The organism is Sulfurospirillum sp. UCH001 (genome assembly GCF_001548035.1).
Taxonomy (GTDB): Bacteria; Campylobacterota; Campylobacteria; order Campylobacterales; family Sulfurospirillaceae; genus Sulfurospirillum.
In genome coordinates, this window is the sequence record NZ_AP014723.1 from 247418 (window position 1) to 267873 (window position 20456).

The window sequence follows — 20456 nt, forward strand, 5'->3', positions numbered from 1 at the left end:
GAAAGACATATGGAGCTTAGAACACTTTTAAATCAAATAGCAACACTCATACAAAACTTGACCTTGCGTCAAAAGATAGTTGCAGCAGTTTCGATTGTTGTTCTTATCGGTTTTTTAGTGTTTCTGACGCTCTACAAAAACTCCACTTCGAGTAAAGGAAGTGGGTACAGTGTTTTATTTGAAAACACAACTGCGGGTGATTCTGCACTGATTATTCAACAACTTGAAAAAGAGAAAGTTCCTTATAAGATACTCAACGAAGGAACAATAGCTGTTCCTACAGAAATGGTGCATAAACAAAGAATTTCGATAGCTGCACAAGGCATTCCTAAAAATAGCAAAGTTGGTTTTGAAATTTTTGATAAAACTGAGTTTGGTGCGACTGATTTTGAACAAAAGATCAAATATATTCGAGCACTTGAAGGTGAACTTGCACGTACTATTGAAAGTTTAGGACCAATTTCTAACGCAAGTGTACATATCGCTATTCCGAAAGAGACAGTATTTGCTCAAAAACAAGCGGCACCAACAGCGTCCATTGTTCTAAATATTCGACCGAGTATGAATCTTTCTGTGAAACAGATAGTAGGCATTAAAAATCTTGTTGCTGCTTCGGTTTCAAACTTAACTGCAGAAAATGTTTCAATTGTCAATCAAGATGGTGAGCCTTTAGGTGATGAGCAGAGCAATATTTTTCAAGGTGAGCTGGTTAAAAGCCAGATGCGCTATAAAAAAGAGTTTGAACACAATGTAGAACAGAAAATTATCAATGTGCTAGCTCCCGTTATTGGTGGTGTGGATAAAGTCAATGCAAAAGTAACCATCGATTTTGATTTTTCCCAACAAGATTATGTTAGTGAGATATATGATCCAAACTCTGTACCTAGAAGCGAGCAGAGTGTTGAAGAAAAACGTGAAGGAAAAGAGCCTCAAGATGTAGGAGGCGTTCCTGGTGCGATCAGTAATATAGGGCCCGTACAAGGACTTGAAAGTAATAAAAAAGGCGAAACATATCAAAAAAGTTCTACGACTACCAATTATGAAATTTCAAAAAAAGTGGTTAATTCTAAAGATGAGTTTGCAAAAGTTAAGCGTTTAACTGCTGCGGTAGTTGTTGATGGTGTTTATAAATATGGAGTCGATGCTGACGGTAAGAAAAAAAGTGAATTAGAGTACTTTCCTCTCACAAAAGATCAGATGGATGCTATTCGTGATGTTGTACGTCAAACTGTTGGGTATAACCAAGCAAGAGGTGATGAAGTCACGGTTAGTAACTTTGAATTTAAGCCACTTTCGAGTGATGGAACACGTGCTCCAACTAAAGATTTGATGGATAAAGTCACCAATTACGTAGGACCATTGGTACCTTTATTAAAATATGTTATTGTCGGTATTTTACTGTTTGCCTTCTATAAAAAAGTGATTATTCCATTCAGCCAAAAAATGGTTGAAACAAAATTAGATGATTTTGAAGATGAAATTGAGCCAATTACAGCGCATGAAGAAGAGGGAGCTGAAGATACGTTAGAAAAATTCAGACAAGCTCGTAAAAAAGTCGAGGATCAGCTTGGAATTGGTCAAGACTTTAATGAAGAGGCTCTTAAATATGACGTCTTACTTGAAAAGCTTAAACATGTTGCAGAACAAAAAAGTGAAGAATTTGCGGCACTCTTACAATCTATGATTCGTAATGAGGGTGATTATGAGAAAAATAGCTCAAAGGATCTAACATAATGAAACTTACAGAAGAGCAAAAAACCCTTTATAATGAACTTTCTATGGCAGAAAAAGCTGCAATTTTGATGATTCAGTTAGGCGAAGATGCGACGGCAAATCTTTTTTCACATATGGAAATTGATGTCGTGACCGATATTTCTAAATTTATTGCCACTGCTAAAACAATTGATAAATCTGTTGCAAATGCTGTTTTGGAAGAGTTTTATGTCATTTTACAATCCAACCAATACATCAGAAGTGGTGGTATGGAATATGCAAAAGAGATTCTTTATCGTACTTTTGGTGCAGAAGGTGCTCAAAAGATTCTTGATAAACTTTCTAAATCAATGGAAAATTCACAGAGCTTTGGATATCTTTCTCAAATTAAGCCTCAGCAGTTGGGTGATTTTATTATTAATGAGCACCCACAAACCGTTGCGCTTATTTTAGCACATATGGACCCTACGAGCGCGGCTGAAACACTCTCGTTCTTCCCTGATCAGCTTCGAAGTGAAGTTACGATTAGAATGGCAAATTTAGGTGAAATTTCACCTTCAGTTGTTAAACGCGTTTCTGCAGTATTGGAAAATAAATTAGAATCATTGACTTCTTATAAGGTTGAAGTGGGTGGCCCACGAGCTGTTGCAGAAATTCTTAATCGTCTTGGTCAAAAAGCTTCTAAGACAACTATCGCATATATTGAACAAGCCGATGAAAAATTGGCATCTGTTATTAAAGATATGATGTTCACTTTCGAAGATATTATGAAGCTTGATGGAAATGCTGTACGTGAAATTCTTAAAGTAGCAGATAAACGTGATCTAATGGTTGCTCTTAAGGGATCAGCAGATGATTTGAAACGAAAATTCTTTGATAATATGTCTCAACGTGCACAAGAGGCATTTGTAGAGGAGATGAACTTTTTAGGCGCTGTGCGTGTAAAAGATGTTGAAGAGTCACAAAGAAGAATTGTTGAAGAGGTGCAAAAACTTGCAGAACAAGGCATTCTCCAAATCGGTGAAGCTGAAGAGATGATAGGTTAAGATGGTGAGCGAGAATATTATTGATAAAGAGAAGGTTGAAGACCACTCTGTAAAGCCGTACCGGTTTAAAGTTTTAGGTTCCAACGTATCAGAAACTTCCACGCCATTACATGTGAATGAAGAGGTAAGTTCATATGATCCCGAATCGATGCCAGTAAATGACGAAATTGTAACGATTGCGCGCATTGAAGAAGGAACACAAAATCAATTTATTGAAGAGCTCCTCAAAAAAACAGATGAACTCACAACAAATGTTGTTAAGCTTCAGATTCAAATTGAAAAGCAAGAACAAGATTTCAATAACAGATTAACAGAAGAGCTAACGCGTGAAAGAGAAAATGCTTATGCGCAAGGTTATCAAAAGGCAAAAGAGGAAGCTGAGGATGCAATTAGTGAGATTCGATCGCGTTATTTAAAGTCAATCAGCCATTTAGATACACTTTACAAAAGTATAGAAGAACGCATATCAAAACTTGAAACTGATATGAGTGTTACCGCTTTTGAGATTGCTAAAGAGGTGATCAAAAAAGAGGTCAGTTTATCAAGTACACAAATTGCAGCATCCCTTTCCAAGGCACTGCTGAAAGAGGTCAAAGATGCTGTCAAAATTGAACTTAAGGTCAATCCAAAGGACTTAGATGCACTTAAAGAACTTTATGCGGAAGATGAAAAAATAAAAGTAACATCGGATGATGCGATTACGCTAGGTGGTGTTGTCATTCTTAGCGATGTAGGAAACTTAGATGGCAATTTGGCAATGCGTTTAGAAAAAGTGAAATATCTATTACAAGAAAACTAAAAAGCACTGGAAGACATGAAACAATTACGAGAATCCTCTATTGAAGAATTAAATGACTATTGTGAGCAAATTAGGCAGAAAATTATTCAGACTGTTAGCAAAAATGGTGGCCATCTGAGCAGCAATGTAGGTGCAGTAGAGCTTATAGTAGCTATGCATTATGTTTTTGATGTAAAGAATGATCCCTTCATTTTTGATGTTAGCCATCAAGCATACACCCATAAGCTTCTGACGGATCGATGGGAGCGTTTTGAAACTCTACGAGAACTCAATGGCATTAGTGGCTACACACGACCAGATGAATCAGATTGTGATTATTTTGTTGCAGGACATAGCTCAACATCCATCTCACTTGCTGTTGGTGCAGCAAAAGCTATTGCATTGAAAGGTGAACAGTATAAGCGTGTACCTGTTGCACTGATTGGTGATGGCTCATTGAGTGCTGGTATGGTGTATGAAGCCCTTAATGAACTTGGAGATCGTAGATACCCTGTTGTTATTATTTTAAATGACAATAAGATGAGTATTGCAAAACCTATTGGTGCTATTAGTAAATTTTTATCCAGCGCAATGGCAGGTGGTTTTTACCAAAAAATCAAAAAAACAACGGAACAGATTTTACAATATTTACCAGAGAGTGCCACCTATATGGCGAAAAAGTTTGAAGAGAGTTTTAAACTTATTACTCCAGGTATTTTATTTGAAGAATTAGGAATTGATTATATTGGACCTATTGATGGGCATGATTTAGAGAGCTTGATTAAAGCCCTTCAATCAGCACGAAGCCTCAAAAAACCAGTTATTATTCATGCCCAAACTCTTAAAGGCAAAGGGTATGAAATGGCAGAAGGGTATTATGAAAAGTGGCATGGAGTAGGGCCTTTTGATGTCGCTAGTGGCGAAGCTATCAAGCAAGGTGTGAGCAAAAATGCAACCACAATGTACTCAGAAGCACTTATGACATTAGCAAAAACTCATGATAATGTTGTCGGTGTTACTGCTGCAATGCCAAGTGGTACAGGACTATCCCCTTTAATTCAAGCTTATCCTAATCGTTTTTGGGATGTGGCTATTGCTGAACAACATGCTGTTACTTCTATGTGTGCTATGGCTAAAGAGGGATTTAAACCGTATGTGAGTATTTATTCTACTTTTTTACAACGAGCTTATGACCAAGTCATTCATGATGCATGTATTATGAATTTAGATGTTGTTTTTGCGATCGATCGTGCAGGAATTGTAGGAGAAGATGGAGAGACACATCAAGGAGCATTTGATATCTCTTATTTAAGTGCAATTCCCAATATGACTTTGATGGCTCCACGCGATGAGAGAGGAATGCATGCCGCTATTCATTATTCTTATATGCATAAAGGGCCATTAGCAATTCGTTATCCACGAGGAGCATTTTTAGAATCAGATGCTTTTGAGTCATTACCATTTGAATATGGCAAAGCACAACTGCTCCAAGAAGGTACAAGTAGTATTCTTCTTTTGGGATATGGAAGTGGTGTTGGTAAGGCTATTGCAACTTCAAAATTACTAGCAGAGCAGGGTATTGAAGCAGCTATTGTTGATTTGAGATTTGTGAAGCCATTGGATGAAACATTGTTGATTGCATTATCACAAGAATACAATAAATGGTACGTTTTTAGTGATAGTGCTAAGATAGGTGGTGTAGGTTCATTATTAATGGCAGTGAAAGAAAAACATACTTTAAACGTGAATATTAAAACATTTGAATATGAAGATGCATTTATTACGCATGGAGCAACACATCTTGTTGAAGAACAATTGGGCATTACGGTTGAACAATTAGCAGAAGTAATTTCAAAAGAGTTCTATTAATTAATAAAAAATATTAGTTAATTTTTTTTGAGATAAATTGAACTAAAATATGGAATCATTCAAGAAAATATTATAAAAGGGGTTTATTATGAATGATTTCATCAATCTTCTTAAAACCAAAGAGCTTAAAGCAACGCCCCAAAGAATATCTGTTCTTAAAGAGTTAGGAAAAAAGATGCATCCTACTATTGATGATCTATATGAAGCTCTTCGAAAAGAGAACCCTTCTATGTCTTTGGCAACAGTTTATAAAAATTTGGCTACGCTTAAAGAAAAAGGTGTTGTAATTGAAGTGAATACTGCTGAAGGAAAGATGCGTTATGACATTTATTCAAAGCCGCATATTCATCTTGTATGTCGTCAATGTGGTGCTATTGAAGATGTAGATTATGATAAAAATTTGTTTGCTTATCAAACAGTATTAGAGCAAATGAAAAGTGTAAAAATTGATCGTATGGATGTCATTGCAACTGTAGAGTCATGTACGCTTTGTTGTAAAAAGTAAGTAATAAAAAGAGAGAAAAGCTAAGAGAATAATCTCTTAGCTTTATAAATTAAAGTTTATCTGAGTTATGTGCAAGGTAGTCAGCAACACCTTCTGTGCTTGCAGTCATACCTTTATCACCTTTTTGCCAACCTGCTGGACATACTTCACCATACTCATTCGTAAAGAGCATTGTATCAATCATTCTTAGCATTTCATCGATGTTTCTTCCAAGTGGCAAGTCATTGATAACAGCATGTCTTACGGTTCCATCTTTATCGATTAAGAATGAACCACGAAGTGCAACACCCTCTTTAAAGAGAACATCATAATCACGAGAAATTTGTTTTGTAATATCTGCAACTAATGGGAATCTTACTTGTCCAATTCCGCCTTGGTTAACTGGAGTGTTTTTCCATGCAAAATGTGAAAATTGTGAATCGATAGAAACACCAATAACGTTAATACCACGATTTTTGAACTCTTCTAATCTTTTGTCGAATGCAATAATTTCTGATGGACATACAAAAGTAAAATCGAGTGGATAAAAGAAAAGAACTGTACCTTTTGCGCCGAAGTTTTCGTATAAATTAAAATTATCGACAATTTGATTGTCACCAAGTACTGCGGTTGCGGTAAAATCAGGAGCTTTATTTGTTACTAACATGAGTATCCTTTAATTGAGAATTTTTATTGATACGGAAATTATACAATTAAATATAAAAAACTCTTTTAAGTAATAAGACTAATTCTATCCAATAAGATTTAATCCAAATTAGGTTCTAAATTCCCCCAATTTATGGTTAAGGTTTTCTGTCATACGGCTTAGATGTTCAGCAGCTCCCGCGATCTCTTCAACACTGCGACTATTTTCAGTTGAGATTTTATTGATTTCACCTATTTTAGCAATAATAAGTTCTATTTCATTACCTGTCTGAAGGTAGTTATCAACCGTGTTTTCAGTGATTTTTGTTACTGAATCAATGATTTTGAAACTTTCTTGTAAGCGATTTTCAACCTCTTGAGCTGTCTGAGCAAGTTCTTCAACTTTTTTAGAGTTCGAACTCATTTGTTCGCTAGAATTTACAATAGATTGAACAATAACATTGATTGTAGCATTAATCTCAATAAGACTTTTTTGAGTACGTTCAGCGAGTTTTCGGACTTCATCAGCAACGACTGCAAATCCACGGCCGTGTTCGCCTGCACGTGCTGCCTCAATCGCAGCATTAAGTGCTAGAAGATTCGTTTGATCTGCAATATCACTAATAACAGTTAGAACATTTCGCACTTGCTCAGCATCCACACTTAATTGGTTTAATCCATGTGCAAGTTCAATTTCCGTTGCTGAGCTTTTTTGAATTTCTTCTGTTAAAGCAACGACAGCGCTACTTGCAGAATAAAGTGAATTATTGGCTTTAATCATATCTTCTTTGCTATTTTTTGCTTGGTCAATTGATCCTAACATATTGTTACGAATTTGATTAGCTTGGTGAGTGGTATCAATAACGATTGTTGTTGATTTTTCAACAAGTTTTTCAACTTGAAGGGATGTGGTAGATAGTTCGTGTGAAATAGAAGAATTTTCACACGAAAGAGATTTTGCATTACAAATGAGAATGCGTACTTTTTCAATAAAGTTATTAATTTGCTCACTAGCCTGTGCAATCTCATCACTTCCTTTGATCTCTAAATGACGTGTGAGGTCGCCATCTCCACTAGAGAGTTCTTTTGCTTTTTCAATAAGATTATTAAGAGGTTTTGTAATGATTTGATTGATAATAATCCAAATAATGATCACAATAACAAGAGTCATAATAAGAGAAGTGATAATAAGATTATTTCTAAGTTTATCATTTGCAGTTTGAAAATCTTTTTCGTTCGCTTTTGCTACTAATATCCAATTCCACTTGTCAAAAGCTTGAAAACTAACGATCTTTGCTTCACCATCTTCTGTTATATGTAACATACCATTTTTTTGAGCAAGCATTTTTTTATCAAGTTCTGAAGAAATTTTTGTATTAGTAGTATCTATTTTGGGATGCACATCGTACGATTCACTTTTGGTATTCATGGCATAAAAGTAACCATTGTCACCAATTTTCATATTATTGATCTGATTTTTTAATGCTTTTAATCCCTCTGTGAAGTTATACCCAATAAACAAAATACCCAAAATCTTATCATTTTCTACGATAGGAGCATAGACGGTAATGTAATCTTTTCCAAATAATCGTGCACTTCCGATGTATTGTTTCTTTTGCATAATTGGTTCATATGCAGGACTGTTCTTACCTAAAAATGTTCCCATTGCACGGCTGCCATCTTCTTTCTTTAGTGATGTAGAAACACGTACAAAGTCGTCACCTTGCAAAGCAAAAATAGTTGCAACAGCACCTGTCAGATCAGTAAAAGTATCAACTTTTGTAAAATGATTATTGAGTGTATATCCAGCGTTTGTAAGGGTAGGTGTATCAATACCATTCACTTTAATTTTTTCATTAGGATTGATATGAAAAGCTCCAAAATCTGCTTTGAAAATATTAAAAAGTTTGATGGCGGTATCTTCTAGTGCACTATTATAAACTTTAACAGTTTGCTCTAATCCAGAAATATTTGCATTAATCTTTTGTTCTGTTTCTTGTTGGATATAACCTGTAAGGTAAAAATTGATATAAAAAATAAAAGCAAAAATTGATACAGAAACAATTAATACCTGTAAAATTGTTACTTTTTTCGCTATAGAATTCATTGATTGTCTCCACGCTAAAATATTATTGAGTTAATAATATGAAAATATACCTTTTGAGAAGTTAAACATAAAGAAAAAAGTTAATATTTATTTACCATGTTGACAAATTCTATGTTATTGACATGATTGGCTGAAATAAAAGTTAAGCTATTTTCATGCTACGAATTTTATGTAATATTTCTTAATAAAAGATTTTAAAATGAGATCTCTTGTTTAAAATAAGATTCCAGATTGAGCTGTTTAAATAAGCCATTTGTTTAGTTTTTAACTAGCAATTTGGTTTTAATATCAATTTTAATTTAGTTTCGATATAGTTTTTTGTTAGTAAAAAATACCGAGTTAAGGAGAAATTATGGCAGTAAAAATTACTGATATTTGTATCGCATGTGGTGCCTGTATTGATGAGTGCCCAGTAGAAGCAATCGTAGATGATAGCGATAACCCAACAGGTGCTGATATCTATTATGTCTACGCTGACAAATGTGTTGAATGTGTTGGCCACCATGATGCTCCTGCATGTGCAGAAGCATGTCCAACAGAGGGTTGTATTGTATGGGACGCTCCATATCCAGGACAACCAAGCCGTGATGAAATCGGTGCAGATATGAGAAAAGGCACAACTCCTTGTGCTGAATAATAGCTACAAAGAGGGGTCATCCCTCTTTGTTCTATATAGTATAAAAATAGTATTTAATTGATATTAAAAAAAAATTCTGCTATACTCCCACGTTCTAATTCCCTACAAAGTTATGAAATTCAATTATATATAGGAGCGGATTGTGGAAAGCACATTATCCATTATTAAGCCAGATGCAGTAGCTAAAAACGTTATTGGTAAAATTGTTGACAGATTTGAATCAAATGGATTAAAAATTGCAGCGATGAAAAAAGTTCAACTTAGCCAAGCGGATGCAGAAGCTTTTTATGCAGTTCATGCAAGTAGACCTTTCTTTGGTGATCTTGTTAAGTTTATGATTAGTGGACCAGTAGTCGTTATGGTTTTAGAAGGCGAAAATGCTGTTCTTAAAAATCGCGAGCTTATGGGTGCAACTAATCCTAAAGAAGCAGCAAAAGGAACTATTAGAGCGGATTTCGCTGATAGTATTGATGCAAATGCTGTTCATGGTAGCGACAGCTTAGAGAATGCAAAAATTGAAATTGACTTCTTTTTTGCAAGAAGAGAGATTCTCTAATTTCAATGCAAATTGAATTCAAAAAAATTCCCGCTAATGGGATTCATTTTGAAACATCTTTAGGCAAGATTAGATTTTCTGGTGAAGCTTTAAAGACAAATAAGACAATGGTAAAATGTTCAGGCATTATGGAAGGAATTCTTCCTCATGTGTGTGACCGTTGTGCTGAAGGTTTTGAATTAAAAGTGAATGAACGTGTTGAAGTCTTCGCAAGTGATGGTCTTTATAAAGATCAAGAAGGTGAAGAACTTTTAAATATAATAGAATTTTTTGATGGTTTGATAGATCTTGAAGTAGCGCTTCAGAGTGAAATTGAAGCTTTCAAAAGCGATTACCACTATTGTGGACAATGTGAACAATTAAAAGGAGAGTAAAATGGCAGTACCTAAGAGACGTGTAAGTAAAACAAGAAGTGCAAAAAGAAGAACTCACTATAAAGTGACACTTCCTATGCCAGTAAAAGACAGTGATGGAACATGGAAAATGCCTCACAGAGTGAACAAAACAACAGGCGAATATAAAAACTAAATGCTAACCATAGCAATTGACGCGATGGGCGGGGACTTCGGTCCCGCTCCTATTGTTGAAGGAACCCTTCTTGCGCTGAAAGAACGTAATTTTAAAGCGCTTCTTGTTGGGGACGTTACTGTTCTCAAATCCCTAATCCCTAATGATTATCTAGATAAAATCTCATTTATTGAAGCAACAGATATTCTCGATATGCATGAAGCTGCGACCAATGCGCTTAAACGCAAAGAGACATCCATTTATAAAGCTGTTGATCTTGTCAAGGATAAAATAGCTGATGCTGTTGTGTCTATGGGGCATAGTGGTGCAACAATGAGTCTAGCAACTTTACGAATTGGACGACTAAAAGGTGTTTTGCGTCCTGCAATTGCTACGATTATGCCAACGGCAATTGCTGGTAAACTTAGCCTCGTTTTAGATGTAGGCGCAAATGTAGATTGCAAAGCAGAACATTTAGCGCAATTTGCTATTATGGGTGAAGCATATGCGAAAGATGTCTTAAAAATTGCAAAGCCCAAAGTTGGTTTGCTTTCTAATGGTGAAGAAGAGAGTAAAGGAAATGAAACCACGAAAGAAGCATTTTTAGCACTAAAAAAACTTGATAGTTTTGTAGGTAATGTAGAAGGTAATAATGTTTTTGATGGTTCTGTAGATGTCATTGTATGCGATGGTTTTGTAGGAAACATCTTACTTAAAGCCAGCGAAGGTGTTGCGGACTCTATTACCAAAATTATCAAGCAAAACGTTAGACGTTCTCCTCTTGCAATTGCAGGAGCCGTACTTATGCGAAAAGTTTTTAAAGTGCTTAAAAAACAAGTAGATTACGCAGAGTACGGTGGTGCACCACTTATTGGTATTAATGGCTGCGCAATCATTGGGCATGGTAAAAGCAATGCAAAAGCAGTGAAGAATGCTATTTTTCAAGCGATTAGTTTCTCAAGTTCTAATATTAATGCTGATATTGAACAGAAATTAACACTATTAGAGCAATAAAGGATAAATGTGTACGCATCTTTAAAATCCATTGGGGCGTATGCTCCTGCCCGTATATTAAGTAACGCTGATCTTGAAAAAATGGTCGAGACCAGTGACGAGTGGATTGAAAAACGTACCGGTATTAAAGAGAGACGTATTGCTGCAGAGGATGAATCAACCAGTGATTTAGGTGTGAAGGCAGCTGAAGTTGCCATTAAGCGTGCTGGTATTGCTAAAGAAGAGATTGATCTTATTATTTGTGCAACACTTTCACCTGATCATTTTTGTATGCCTTCTACTGCATGTGTTATTGCTGGAAAATTAGGTATTAATGATGTCATGGCATTTGATATCAGTGCTGCTTGTAGTGGATTTGTGTATATGCTCTCCATGGCAAAAGCATTCATCGAATCGGGTGCAAAGAAAAATGTTCTTTTAATTGGAGCAGAAAAAATTAGTAGTGTTGTGGATTATACTGATCGTAGTACTTGTATTCTTTTTGGAGATGGTGCAGGAGCCGCTATTATTAGTGTTACAGAAGACAAAAACGAAGCAATTATCGACATACATGCTTCAGCAGACGGTCGTTATGGAGATCTTTTAATAACGCCTGGTTGCGGTTCAAAGTATCCTTGTTCACAAGAAACGCTTGATAATAAACTCAATTATATTAAGATGCAAGGTAATGATGTCTATAAAGTAGCTGTTAAAACACTTACCAATGATGTAATCGATATTTTAGAAAAAAATAATATTACTGCTTCAGAAATTGATCATTTTATACCGCATCAAGCAAATTTTAGGATAATTGAAGCTGTACGTGCAAAACTTGATTTTCCAATTGAAAAAACTGTCTTAACCGTTGCAAAATATGGAAATACATCAGCAGCATCTATCCCTATGGCAATGAATGACGCTTATGAAGAAGGTCGTATCAAAAAAGGTGATCTAATGTTATTGGATACTTTTGGTGGTGGATTTACATGGGCAAGTGCATTAGTACATTTTGGTGGTCAGTGAATTATTAAATAAGTATTACTACATGTAAGCATTTAATGCTTACATGTGTAAAAAATTAAAGAATTTTATGTAGAGTTGTTGCTTTACTCATCCATGCTTCTAGACCACTCCAATCTTCTTCTTCAATCATTTTTTTCGATTTTTCTAATTCTTGTTCGAAAATTTCAATGGAATTTAGAACATTCACTTTATTTTGTCTAAAAATATCTGACCACATCTGAGGTGAGCTCTTTGCAACTCTACTCATATCACGGAAACCACCTGCTGCTAAAGCAAGGATGCTTTTAGGGTCTTCTTGTCCCATAACACTATTTGCTAGGGCATAACTAATAACGTGAGGAAGATGCGAAATAAAAGAAGCATGTGCATCATGGGCGTATGGATCCATAAAGACGATTTTCATACCGATATGTGAAAAGACTTGAATAGCTCTATTTTTATGCAAATCACCACTACTGTCAGTATCACAAAGAACTACTACTTTATCATGATATAAATTTTGAATAGCCGCACTTGGTCCAAATTTTTCTGTACCTGTCATTGGGTGTGCAGCAATGAAATTAACACGAATATTTTCAGGAACAGATTCAACAATTTCTGCTTTTGTACTTCCCATATCAACAATAGTCGTATTAGTTGGGATATTCTGAAGTTCTTGGAGTGCTTTAATAATTCCACCAACAGGGATTGCAAGAAAAATCATGTCACATGTTTTAATTTCTGCAAAAGAGACGATATCGTGAACAAGTCCTAATTTTAATGCTTCTTCGCAGTGACTTAAATTATGGTCAAACCCCACAATCTTAGATACCAATTTTGTATTTTGAAGTGCTAATCCTAATGAGCCTCCCATTAAACCTAAACCAACTATACCTACTACCATTAAGAAACTCCTTCTTTCACACATCATTACGTACCAAAAAATAGCCATTTTATGGTTTTAATAGGCACTTAATTCTAGAGATGGTATTATAGTTCAAAATATCTAAAAATTATATTCTAGGGCTAATCAGTATGAAAAAAGTAACTGCGTTGTCTCTCATTGTCGCAACTGCATTGTATGCGGCACCGTTAAAAAGCCTTCAGTTTGATGGATTAATCCACCTTTCCCCAGAGATGGCTTCTGAGATGATCGATATGAGAGCCGGTGACTCTGTCGATATGGAAAAAATCGATAAAGCGGTTAAAACGCTTTACAAACAAAACTATTTTGAAGATGTTTGGGTTGAAGAGGTGAGTGAAGGCGCTTTACTTATTCACGTTAAAGAAAAACCTGTTATTGCAAAAGTTGATTTCTCAGGTATTAGCGAGAGTGATAAAGATGAGATGAATAAGCTCGCAGGCATTAAAAAAGGGGAAGTTTATGATGCTGAACGTGCGGAACTTTCCAAACTTAAAATTATTAAATTTTATGAAGACAAAGGCTACTTTGATACCGTCGTTGAGATAAAAACGACACCTTTAAGTGAAAAACTTTCTATGGCGATTGATTTTGTTATCAACCGTGGTGAAAATATTGTTATCAAAAAAGTGACTTTATGTGGTTCAAAAGAACTAAAATACGGTGATATTGAACCAAATATTGCAAATAAGTCTGAAGAATGGCTTCCATGGATGTGGGGATTCAACGATGGAAAGCTAAGAACTAATGATCTAGAACACGATTCAGCACGTATCAAAGATACATACATGCAAAAAGGATATCTTGATTGTGAAGTTAGCCAGCCATTCTTAAAAACCTATTTAGATAGTTATACCGCTGATCTTGTTTACAGCATTAGCGAAGGTGAGCAATATAAGGTTGGGACCATTGCAATTGAAATTCCAGATGGCTTTATTGATACAAATGAAGTTATTAAAGAAATGTTCCTTCAAAATGGAAAAGTCTTCAACGTAGCAAAATTACGTAAAGATATGACACTTATTGAAACTAAAGTCGCAGATCAAGGGTATGCTTTCGTAAAAATTATTCCTGATGTGAAGAGTGATAAAAAAACGCATGTAGCGAATATCACATATAGAGTTGTTCCTGGAGAAAAAGTTTATATTAATAACGTTAGAATTTCAGGCAATAGCCGAACAATCGATAGAGTTGTACGACGTGAAGTTTATTTGGCGAACAATGATCTTTATAGCCGTACAGACGTTGACGATACAAAAAAAGCGCTCAAGCGAACAGGCTATTTCGAAGATGTTGAAATTAAAGAAGAGCGTTTAAGCAAAAACTCAATGGATATAGTTGTTAATGTAAAAGAGGCATCTACTGGTTCTATTGGTGGAGGTATTGGTTATGGCTCCTCTGACGGACTTCTTTTAAGTGCAAATATTTCAGATGGAAACATTTTTGGTTCAGGTTTAAGAGCTGGTATTGATGTTGAAAGAAGTGACAGTGAACTTAATGGTGCAATTTCATTAAGTAACCCTCGCTTATTTGATTCAGTTTACAGCCTTAGTGGTAAAATTTATGGTGCAAACAACGATTACTACTACTATGATGAAGAAAAATATGGTATTAATGTTGTATTAGGAAGAAAAATTGCACGTAATTGGGGCGTTTCATTAGGATATATTATTGAGCAATCTAAACTTTCTAACTTAACAGGTGAACTTCAACCATATAAAAATATTTTATGGACAGATGAAACAACACTTAAAAGTTCTATCGTTCCTGGAATTTCATTTAATAATACAGATGATTTCTACCTTCCACGTAGCGGTATTGCAGCGAGCAGTAGTTTAGAGATTGCAGGACTTGGTGGTGATGAGAAATTTATGAGTAGTGTAAATAAATTTGCTACGTATTATGGTATGCAAGATCTCATTGATTATGATCTAATTTTACGCTATAAAGCGCAATTTAAATACCTAGCAATGAATTCATCAGATGAAAAATACTCTTATGGTGAGAAATACTACATGGGTGGTGTAAGAACGATCCGTGGCTATGAATCTAATTCACTTTCTCCAAAACTAAATGGCACAAACATCTTAATTGGTGGAAATACCATGTTTGTAAACTCAATTGAAGCGAGTTTCCCATTAGTTGAGAGACTTAAAATGCGTGGTGCGATTTTCTTTGACTATGGTATGATTGGCGATGATAGTCTCGATATCAAACGTGGCGGTACAGGTGTTGCACTTGAATGGATTTCTCCACTTGGACCAATTGGTTTGATTTTTGCACAACCTGTTATGGATGAAACAGGAGATAAAAAAGCTTCGTTTGAATTTACAATTGGACAAAAATTCTAATACTAATAAAAGAGAGGTTTAAACCTCTCTTTTTACTCTTCACTACTTTAAAATTTTCTACTTAATTATAATTGCAAAAGAGGCTGGTTTCATCAGCTGTTTAATCTGCTCGCGAGCCAAAAATAATTTTTTTTCTGCTTGAATGGTAAGTGTATGGTTTTGATAACTAAAGCTAATTGGACTACGGCTCATATCGCTATTAATTGCTTTAGCAAGAGAAAGGATAAAACTAAGCCATTGAACTGTCTGCATATCTGGGAGAAGAGCTTTATACAATGCTATATCTTCAATCGTAGGAAGTTTATTCACATGATATTTGATAAGCATTGCAACGAGTATTTTTTGTTGATGCGAAAAACCATAATTAAGATTATTCAAAATGAAATAAAAACTGTGTAAATGATTTTGGTAAAAACCTAATTTTGTTCCAATATTATGAAGCTCTGCTGCAACACCAAGCTCAAATTTATAGGTTTCAGAGATTCCATGTAACGGAGCTAACGTATCAAAAAGAAGATGAGAAATTCTTTTGATATATAGATTGTCTTCTTCCATAAGTGAAAAGCGATCTTTAAAGCTTCGAAGACTGAGCTTAAAATTAGGAGAAAACGTATGGTGATTAGAACGTAAAAGGTCACAAAGATATGCACCTTCTCTTACGCCTGCTCCACTCGTAATAATCGTCTTACAAGAGAGCTTTTGATAAATGGATTGAAAGATAATACATCCTTCTCTCATAGTATCATAGCGATCTTTTCTTACTCCTAAATTTTTAAGCCCTAAAACATCAGAATTAACAATGGCATCAACAAAAGGTGTATGGGAAGCTATTTCATATTCAAAGCCATGAACTGTTTTAAGAGGGTAATTTGTACGTTCCATAATAATTTTAGACAGTGATCTAAGCGTGCCACCGATACCAATCATATCATTGCATGAAAAACGTTCAGGAATCTTCTCAATCTCTTTATGAATAAAAGTACGGATTTCCCCAAGAGGAATCTTTTTATCAAAAAAGAGCTCTTTGAGTCTTACGGTACCAATATTGAGTGAAATTGTTTCAACAATTTTACCATTTTCAATTTTAGCAAGTTCGGTTGAGCCTCCACCAATATCAATTGTTACTGCATCTTGAATGTCTTTAAGATAATTAAGTGCACCTACCGCACCATAATAAGCCTCTTTTGTACCTTCAATGATTTTAATGTTGATATTGAGTTCATTATGAATTTTTTTAATGAAAGCATTAGCATTGGGGGCGTCTCTAAGAGCAGAAGTTGCAATACAGAGTACCTTATTGCATTTAAGCCCTTTGATGATGTGACCAAACTCCTCGAGAGTAGTAAAAGCACGTTTAAGAGCAGGCTCTTGGAGCATACCACCAAAATTATAAGCACCTTCACCAATTCGTACACGGCTTTTTGTTTCATTAATGAGATGAAACGCAAAACGACTACTTTTTTCAAAGATCGCCATTCTCGCAGAATTTGATCCTATATCAATAATGGCTGTTCGTTTTGACATTAATTGTCGCTGTTAAGCTGTTCGTATTTTAGCTTTAATTCTTCAACGCTTTCGATATTATCAGGGTCTGGGATAATACATTCTACTGGGCAAACAGAGATACAAGCTGGTTCGTCATAATGACCAACACACTCTGTACAGACATCTGGATCAATAATATAAATAGGATCTGATTCCTCGATCGCTCCATTTGGACATTCATCGCGACACGCGTCACACGCAATACACTCTTCCGTGATCATTAAAGACATGCTTTTTTTCCTTGTATAAAGTCAAATTTATTGACGAGTTTATACACTAAAAATACTTTAACGAAATTTAAAGAGAGCGTTTGCGAAGTGGAAGTAGTAGTGTTGCAACGGTTCCTTGTACGTCTTCTCTGTTTTTTAGAGTGATTTTAGCTCCAATTGCATCAGCTGCATTTTTAGCAAGGAAGAGTCCCAAGCCTGCACCTGTTTGATTGCCATAACGCTTGAAAGGTGCAAAAAGGTCTTTGCTTTCATCAATACCAATGCCTTCATCAATCACATGAACGAAAAAACCTTCTTTATTGAGATAAGATTGGACTGTGATATTCCCTTCTTTAGGGGTAAATTTAATAGCATTCTGAACAAAATTTTGCAAAATATGCATTAAAAGAGTCGGTTGAATGGTTATTTTGTAGCTTAGAGGGGTAATATCTTCAATAATATTTTTTTCTTCCATCTTGGCTAGAATGGTGTAATTATTCACTTGTTCTTTTAAAAATGCAATAAGATCAATTTCAATGGGTTTTTCAAATTGAGCTCCTTCTTGACGACCTATTTCTAGGATATTACTAATCATTTTATTCATGTCATTGATGGTTTGGTTATTGCTTTTAATCGTATCAATATATTTTTCATTTTCTCTTGGCTTCAGTAGGGTTACTTCATTTTTAGTTTTCATAACAGCTAAAGGCGTTTTGAGCTCATGTGCGGCACCTATGAAAAGTTCTTTTTGAGAGTTAACAAAGATTTGAATACGCTCAACAAGCTTATTGATACTTGCACCCAAAGGCTGGAATTCGCTAGGAAGTTTTTGAGTGTCAATAATTTGTAGAAAATTTTCATTCATGCTCGCTAATTTGTTAGTCAAAGAACGAATAGGGAGTACAAGCATTCGAGAGAGAAAAAGTGCATAAAAAAGTATTAGAAAAATTGCTGTGAGATTGATGCTAAGGATATTTCGAAGAATTTTGTTGAGAAGTACATCGGTGTTGGAAATATCTTTAGTAATCGAAATAAAATAATGCTCGCGTTTTTCTAAGGGGTAATAAATCGTGAGAAATTTTTGATCATCTTTTTCACTGTGTTCAAACGAAGGAACATTGCCTTGATTTACACGAATGGCAATAGTGACTTGGACATCCGCTGGATTGTTAATAGAACTGAGAGATGGATCAAAAATATTAATACCCATACGCTCTATAGAACTGACACGAGAAGTGGCAATAATTTTAGCTTGTTTTGTAAGCTCTTGCGTAATATCTTCAAAAATTGAGATTTTAATATAGTTGTAGAGGATGACGGAAAAGATTACAATCAGTGTCGCCGAAGCGGACACCAATTGTAATATAAAACTTTCTCTTATACTTTTTTGGGAAAGCAAAATCTATAACCTCTTCGTCTAACTGTCTCAATAGTTGAGATTTCCAATGGTTTGTCCATCTTTTGACGAATTTGGTTAATGGCAACTTCGATAACATTTGGTGTAACAAGTTCTGGCTCTTCCCAAATTGCATCAAGAAGTTGCTCTTTAGATACGATTTGATCACTATGGCGAGCAAGGTGAGTAAGAACTTCAAATGGTTTACCTTTAAGTTCAATTTCTTGACCTTTATAGGTAATTTTTTCTTCATCCGGATCGATGGTCAAGTCATCAATTTTGATCACATTGGTACCGCCAAAGCGAAGTCTTGCTTCGATACGAGCGACTAAAATATCAAAATCAAATGGTTTGCGGATATAGTCATCTGCACCCGCTTTAAGTGCTTTAATTTCGCTCTCTTTGTCATCTTTCGCAGAGATAATTACTGCTGCGGTACGAGGAGATTTTTGTTTGATAAGGTTGATAAGATCAACGCCATCGCCGTCTGGGAGCATCCAATCTGTTAAAACGAGGTCATAATTTCGAATACCAATGTAGTATTCTGCATCTTTATAGTTCTCAGAGCTATCGGTTTGATAACCAAACTCTTGTAAGCCTTCTGCAATGGTCTTATTGAGGGTTACTTCATCTTCAACGATTAAAATTCGCATTATAAATTCCTTAGTTGCTAAAATTTAAACGGGATTATACCACAATTTTAGCTAGATTTAAAGTTTTTTTAATTAAATTTTAATTTTTGGAGTAGCAAATGGTTTGTGAAACCCCAACCATCGCATTTGACAAAATATCAGGTTTGAAAATTTGAAGTTTTATTTTATGGATTTGTGGATGAAAAACTTTCAGTTTTTGGATTAAATCATTGAGCGCATCTTCAAGTAAAAAATAAGACATTTTATTCATTTCTTCTTCAAGAAAAGTGGAGACTTTAGCATAATCTATAAAATTATCTCCACTGTAATCATAATCAAGTTTGACATTTAAAATGACTCGTTGAGGTGTATGACGTTCTTCCTCAAGAATCCCGACAATTGTTTCAAACGTTAAATCTTGAATAATAATTTGCATTAGATAACTTTCGATTCTTTACCTTGAAAGAGTCTAACAATGTTTGGAATATGTTTGTAAACAATCACAAAAGCGATGATAAAAATAGGCGCATGAGTTTTAATACCATCAATATCTGGATGAATGATAAAAGAAGAGAGGATAAGAGCACAAAGTGCTAGTAATGATGATAAAGAAGAAATTTTAAGTACTTTACCAACAATAAACCATGTAATAAATGCAATTAACGTCTCAATAGGAAGCATGACTAACAGTACACCTGCTCCTGTAGCGACACCTTTACCACCTTCAAATTTAAGATAAGGACTGTAACAATGACCAATTACTGAAAAGATAGCAATAGCCCACAATGTCTCAATACTTAAACCAATTAATTTTGCAATAATCAATAATACAACACCTTTTAATGCATCCAAAACAACGGTTGTAATTGCCAACTTTTTTGCCAATGCTGGATTAGTTTCTTTGAGTACTCTTAATACATTTGTTGCACCAATGCTACCGCTACCACTTTCTCTAATATCTTTGCCAGTAAAGAGTTTTGCAATCAATAAACCAAAGGGTATTCCCCCGATAAGATAGCTTAAAATGTAAAATTGAACGTTAATGTTTAAGAGAAAATCCACAC

At 35.0% G+C, this 20456-nt stretch carries 21 protein-coding genes; 12 read left to right on the plus strand and 9 right to left on the minus strand.

Annotated features, from left to right (window positions below):
* Nucleotides 1–9 precede the first annotated feature (9 nt).
* The 5 genes from fliF (at nucleotide 10) to UCH001_RS01290 (ending at nucleotide 5911) form a co-directional block, all read left to right on the plus strand.
* Nucleotides 10–1734 (plus strand): flagellar basal-body MS-ring/collar protein FliF, encoded by a 1725-nt coding sequence (gene fliF, locus UCH001_RS01270; RefSeq protein ID WP_067173213.1) that lies wholly within the window; start codon nucleotides 10–12, stop codon nucleotides 1732–1734.
* The gene (gene fliG, locus UCH001_RS01275; RefSeq protein WP_067173216.1) at nucleotides 1731–2759 is read left to right on the plus strand and encodes a flagellar motor switch protein FliG; all 1029 of its coding nucleotides are present in this window, start codon (nucleotides 1731–1733) and stop codon (nucleotides 2757–2759) included. Before fliF ends, fliG begins: the two co-directional genes overlap by 4 nt.
* Before the next feature lies 1 nt (nucleotide 2760).
* Complete coding sequence (fliH, locus tag UCH001_RS01280; RefSeq protein ID WP_231963945.1) at nucleotides 2761–3558, plus strand: flagellar assembly protein FliH; 798 nt, start codon at nucleotides 2761–2763, stop codon at nucleotides 3556–3558.
* A 15-nt stretch (nucleotides 3559–3573) separates the two neighbouring features.
* Nucleotides 3574–5406, plus strand: coding sequence for a 1-deoxy-D-xylulose-5-phosphate synthase (dxs, locus tag UCH001_RS01285; protein ID WP_067173218.1), 1833 nt, complete (start codon nucleotides 3574–3576; stop codon nucleotides 5404–5406).
* An 88-nt stretch (nucleotides 5407–5494) separates the two neighbouring features.
* Nucleotides 5495–5911 carry a Fur family transcriptional regulator gene (locus UCH001_RS01290; RefSeq protein ID WP_067173221.1) on the plus strand — a complete coding sequence of 139 codons (417 nt, stop codon included), beginning with the start codon at nucleotides 5495–5497 and terminating at the stop codon, nucleotides 5909–5911.
* A gap of 49 nt (nucleotides 5912–5960) precedes the next feature.
* Here the strand turns inward: UCH001_RS01290 and UCH001_RS01295 are convergent, their stop codons facing one another.
* Together UCH001_RS01295 and UCH001_RS01300 are read right to left on the minus strand one after the other, a co-directional pair.
* Nucleotides 5961–6557: a peroxiredoxin gene (locus UCH001_RS01295; RefSeq protein ID WP_067173224.1), complete on the minus strand. Its 597-nt coding sequence runs from the start codon at nucleotides 6555–6557 to the stop codon at nucleotides 5961–5963.
* 108 nt (nucleotides 6558–6665) lie between these two features.
* A complete protein-coding gene (locus UCH001_RS01300) occupies nucleotides 6666–8642 on the minus strand; it encodes a methyl-accepting chemotaxis protein (RefSeq protein WP_067173227.1) in 1977 nt (658 codons plus the stop codon).
* 352 nt (nucleotides 8643–8994) lie between these two features.
* On the opposite strand from UCH001_RS01300, the gene UCH001_RS01305 reads away from it, so the two are divergent.
* From UCH001_RS01305 to UCH001_RS01330, 6 genes are all read left to right on the plus strand, one after another.
* Nucleotides 8995–9279 (plus strand): DUF362 domain-containing protein, encoded by a 285-nt coding sequence (locus UCH001_RS01305; RefSeq protein ID WP_067173230.1) that lies wholly within the window; start codon nucleotides 8995–8997, stop codon nucleotides 9277–9279.
* A gap of 142 nt (nucleotides 9280–9421) precedes the next feature.
* A complete protein-coding gene (ndk, locus tag UCH001_RS01310) occupies nucleotides 9422–9835 on the plus strand; it encodes a nucleoside-diphosphate kinase (RefSeq protein ID WP_067173233.1) in 414 nt (137 codons plus the stop codon).
* A 5-nt stretch (nucleotides 9836–9840) separates the two neighbouring features.
* Entirely contained in the window at nucleotides 9841–10209 is a 369-nt protein-coding gene (locus UCH001_RS01315) for a DNA-binding protein (RefSeq protein WP_067173237.1), read from the plus strand.
* Between the two features lies 1 nt (nucleotide 10210).
* Nucleotides 10211–10363: a 50S ribosomal protein L32 gene (gene rpmF / locus UCH001_RS01320; RefSeq protein ID WP_067173249.1), complete on the plus strand. Its 153-nt coding sequence runs from the start codon at nucleotides 10211–10213 to the stop codon at nucleotides 10361–10363.
* On the plus strand, nucleotides 10364–11356 hold the full coding sequence (plsX, locus tag UCH001_RS01325; RefSeq protein WP_067173251.1) for a phosphate acyltransferase PlsX: 993 nt from the start codon (nucleotides 10364–10366) through the stop codon (nucleotides 11354–11356).
* Nucleotides 11357–11365: 9 nt separating this feature from the next.
* On the plus strand, nucleotides 11366–12358 hold the full coding sequence (locus UCH001_RS01330) for a beta-ketoacyl-ACP synthase III (protein WP_067173253.1): 993 nt from the start codon (nucleotides 11366–11368) through the stop codon (nucleotides 12356–12358).
* A gap of 55 nt (nucleotides 12359–12413) precedes the next feature.
* On the opposite strand, the gene UCH001_RS01335 is transcribed toward UCH001_RS01330, so the two are convergent.
* Nucleotides 12414–13241, minus strand: coding sequence for a prephenate dehydrogenase (locus UCH001_RS01335; RefSeq protein ID WP_067173255.1), 828 nt, complete (start codon nucleotides 13239–13241; stop codon nucleotides 12414–12416).
* A 131-nt stretch (nucleotides 13242–13372) separates the two neighbouring features.
* Here UCH001_RS01335 and bamA point away from each other — a divergent pair, with 131 nt between their 5' ends.
* Nucleotides 13373–15610 (plus strand): outer membrane protein assembly factor BamA, encoded by a 2238-nt coding sequence (bamA, locus tag UCH001_RS01340; protein ID WP_067173258.1) that lies wholly within the window; start codon nucleotides 13373–13375, stop codon nucleotides 15608–15610.
* Between the two features lie 57 nt (nucleotides 15611–15667).
* On the opposite strand, the gene UCH001_RS01345 is transcribed toward bamA, so the two are convergent.
* From UCH001_RS01345 to plsY, 6 genes are all read right to left on the minus strand, one after another.
* Entirely contained in the window at nucleotides 15668–17134 is a 1467-nt protein-coding gene (locus UCH001_RS01345) for a Ppx/GppA phosphatase family protein (protein ID WP_067173261.1), read from the minus strand.
* Entirely contained in the window at nucleotides 17134–17385 is a 252-nt protein-coding gene (locus UCH001_RS01350; RefSeq protein ID WP_012856037.1) for a YfhL family 4Fe-4S dicluster ferredoxin, read from the minus strand. The genes UCH001_RS01345 and UCH001_RS01350 overlap by 1 nt, the downstream gene beginning before the upstream one ends.
* A 67-nt stretch (nucleotides 17386–17452) precedes the next feature.
* The gene (locus tag UCH001_RS01355) at nucleotides 17453–18718 is read right to left on the minus strand and encodes a HAMP domain-containing sensor histidine kinase (RefSeq protein WP_067178433.1); all 1266 of its coding nucleotides are present in this window, start codon (nucleotides 18716–18718) and stop codon (nucleotides 17453–17455) included.
* Between the two features lie 23 nt (nucleotides 18719–18741).
* Complete coding sequence (gene hsrA, locus UCH001_RS01360) at nucleotides 18742–19413, minus strand: homeostatic response regulator transcription factor HsrA (RefSeq protein ID WP_012856039.1); 672 nt, start codon at nucleotides 19411–19413, stop codon at nucleotides 18742–18744.
* Nucleotides 19414–19492: 79 nt separating this feature from the next.
* On the minus strand, nucleotides 19493–19828 hold the full coding sequence (locus tag UCH001_RS01365) for a dihydroneopterin aldolase (protein ID WP_067173265.1): 336 nt from the start codon (nucleotides 19826–19828) through the stop codon (nucleotides 19493–19495).
* Nucleotides 19828–20454 (minus strand): glycerol-3-phosphate 1-O-acyltransferase PlsY, encoded by a 627-nt coding sequence (gene plsY, locus UCH001_RS01370; protein ID WP_067173267.1) that lies wholly within the window; start codon nucleotides 20452–20454, stop codon nucleotides 19828–19830. The genes UCH001_RS01365 and plsY overlap by 1 nt, the downstream gene beginning before the upstream one ends.
* Nucleotides 20455–20456 lie beyond the last annotated feature (2 nt).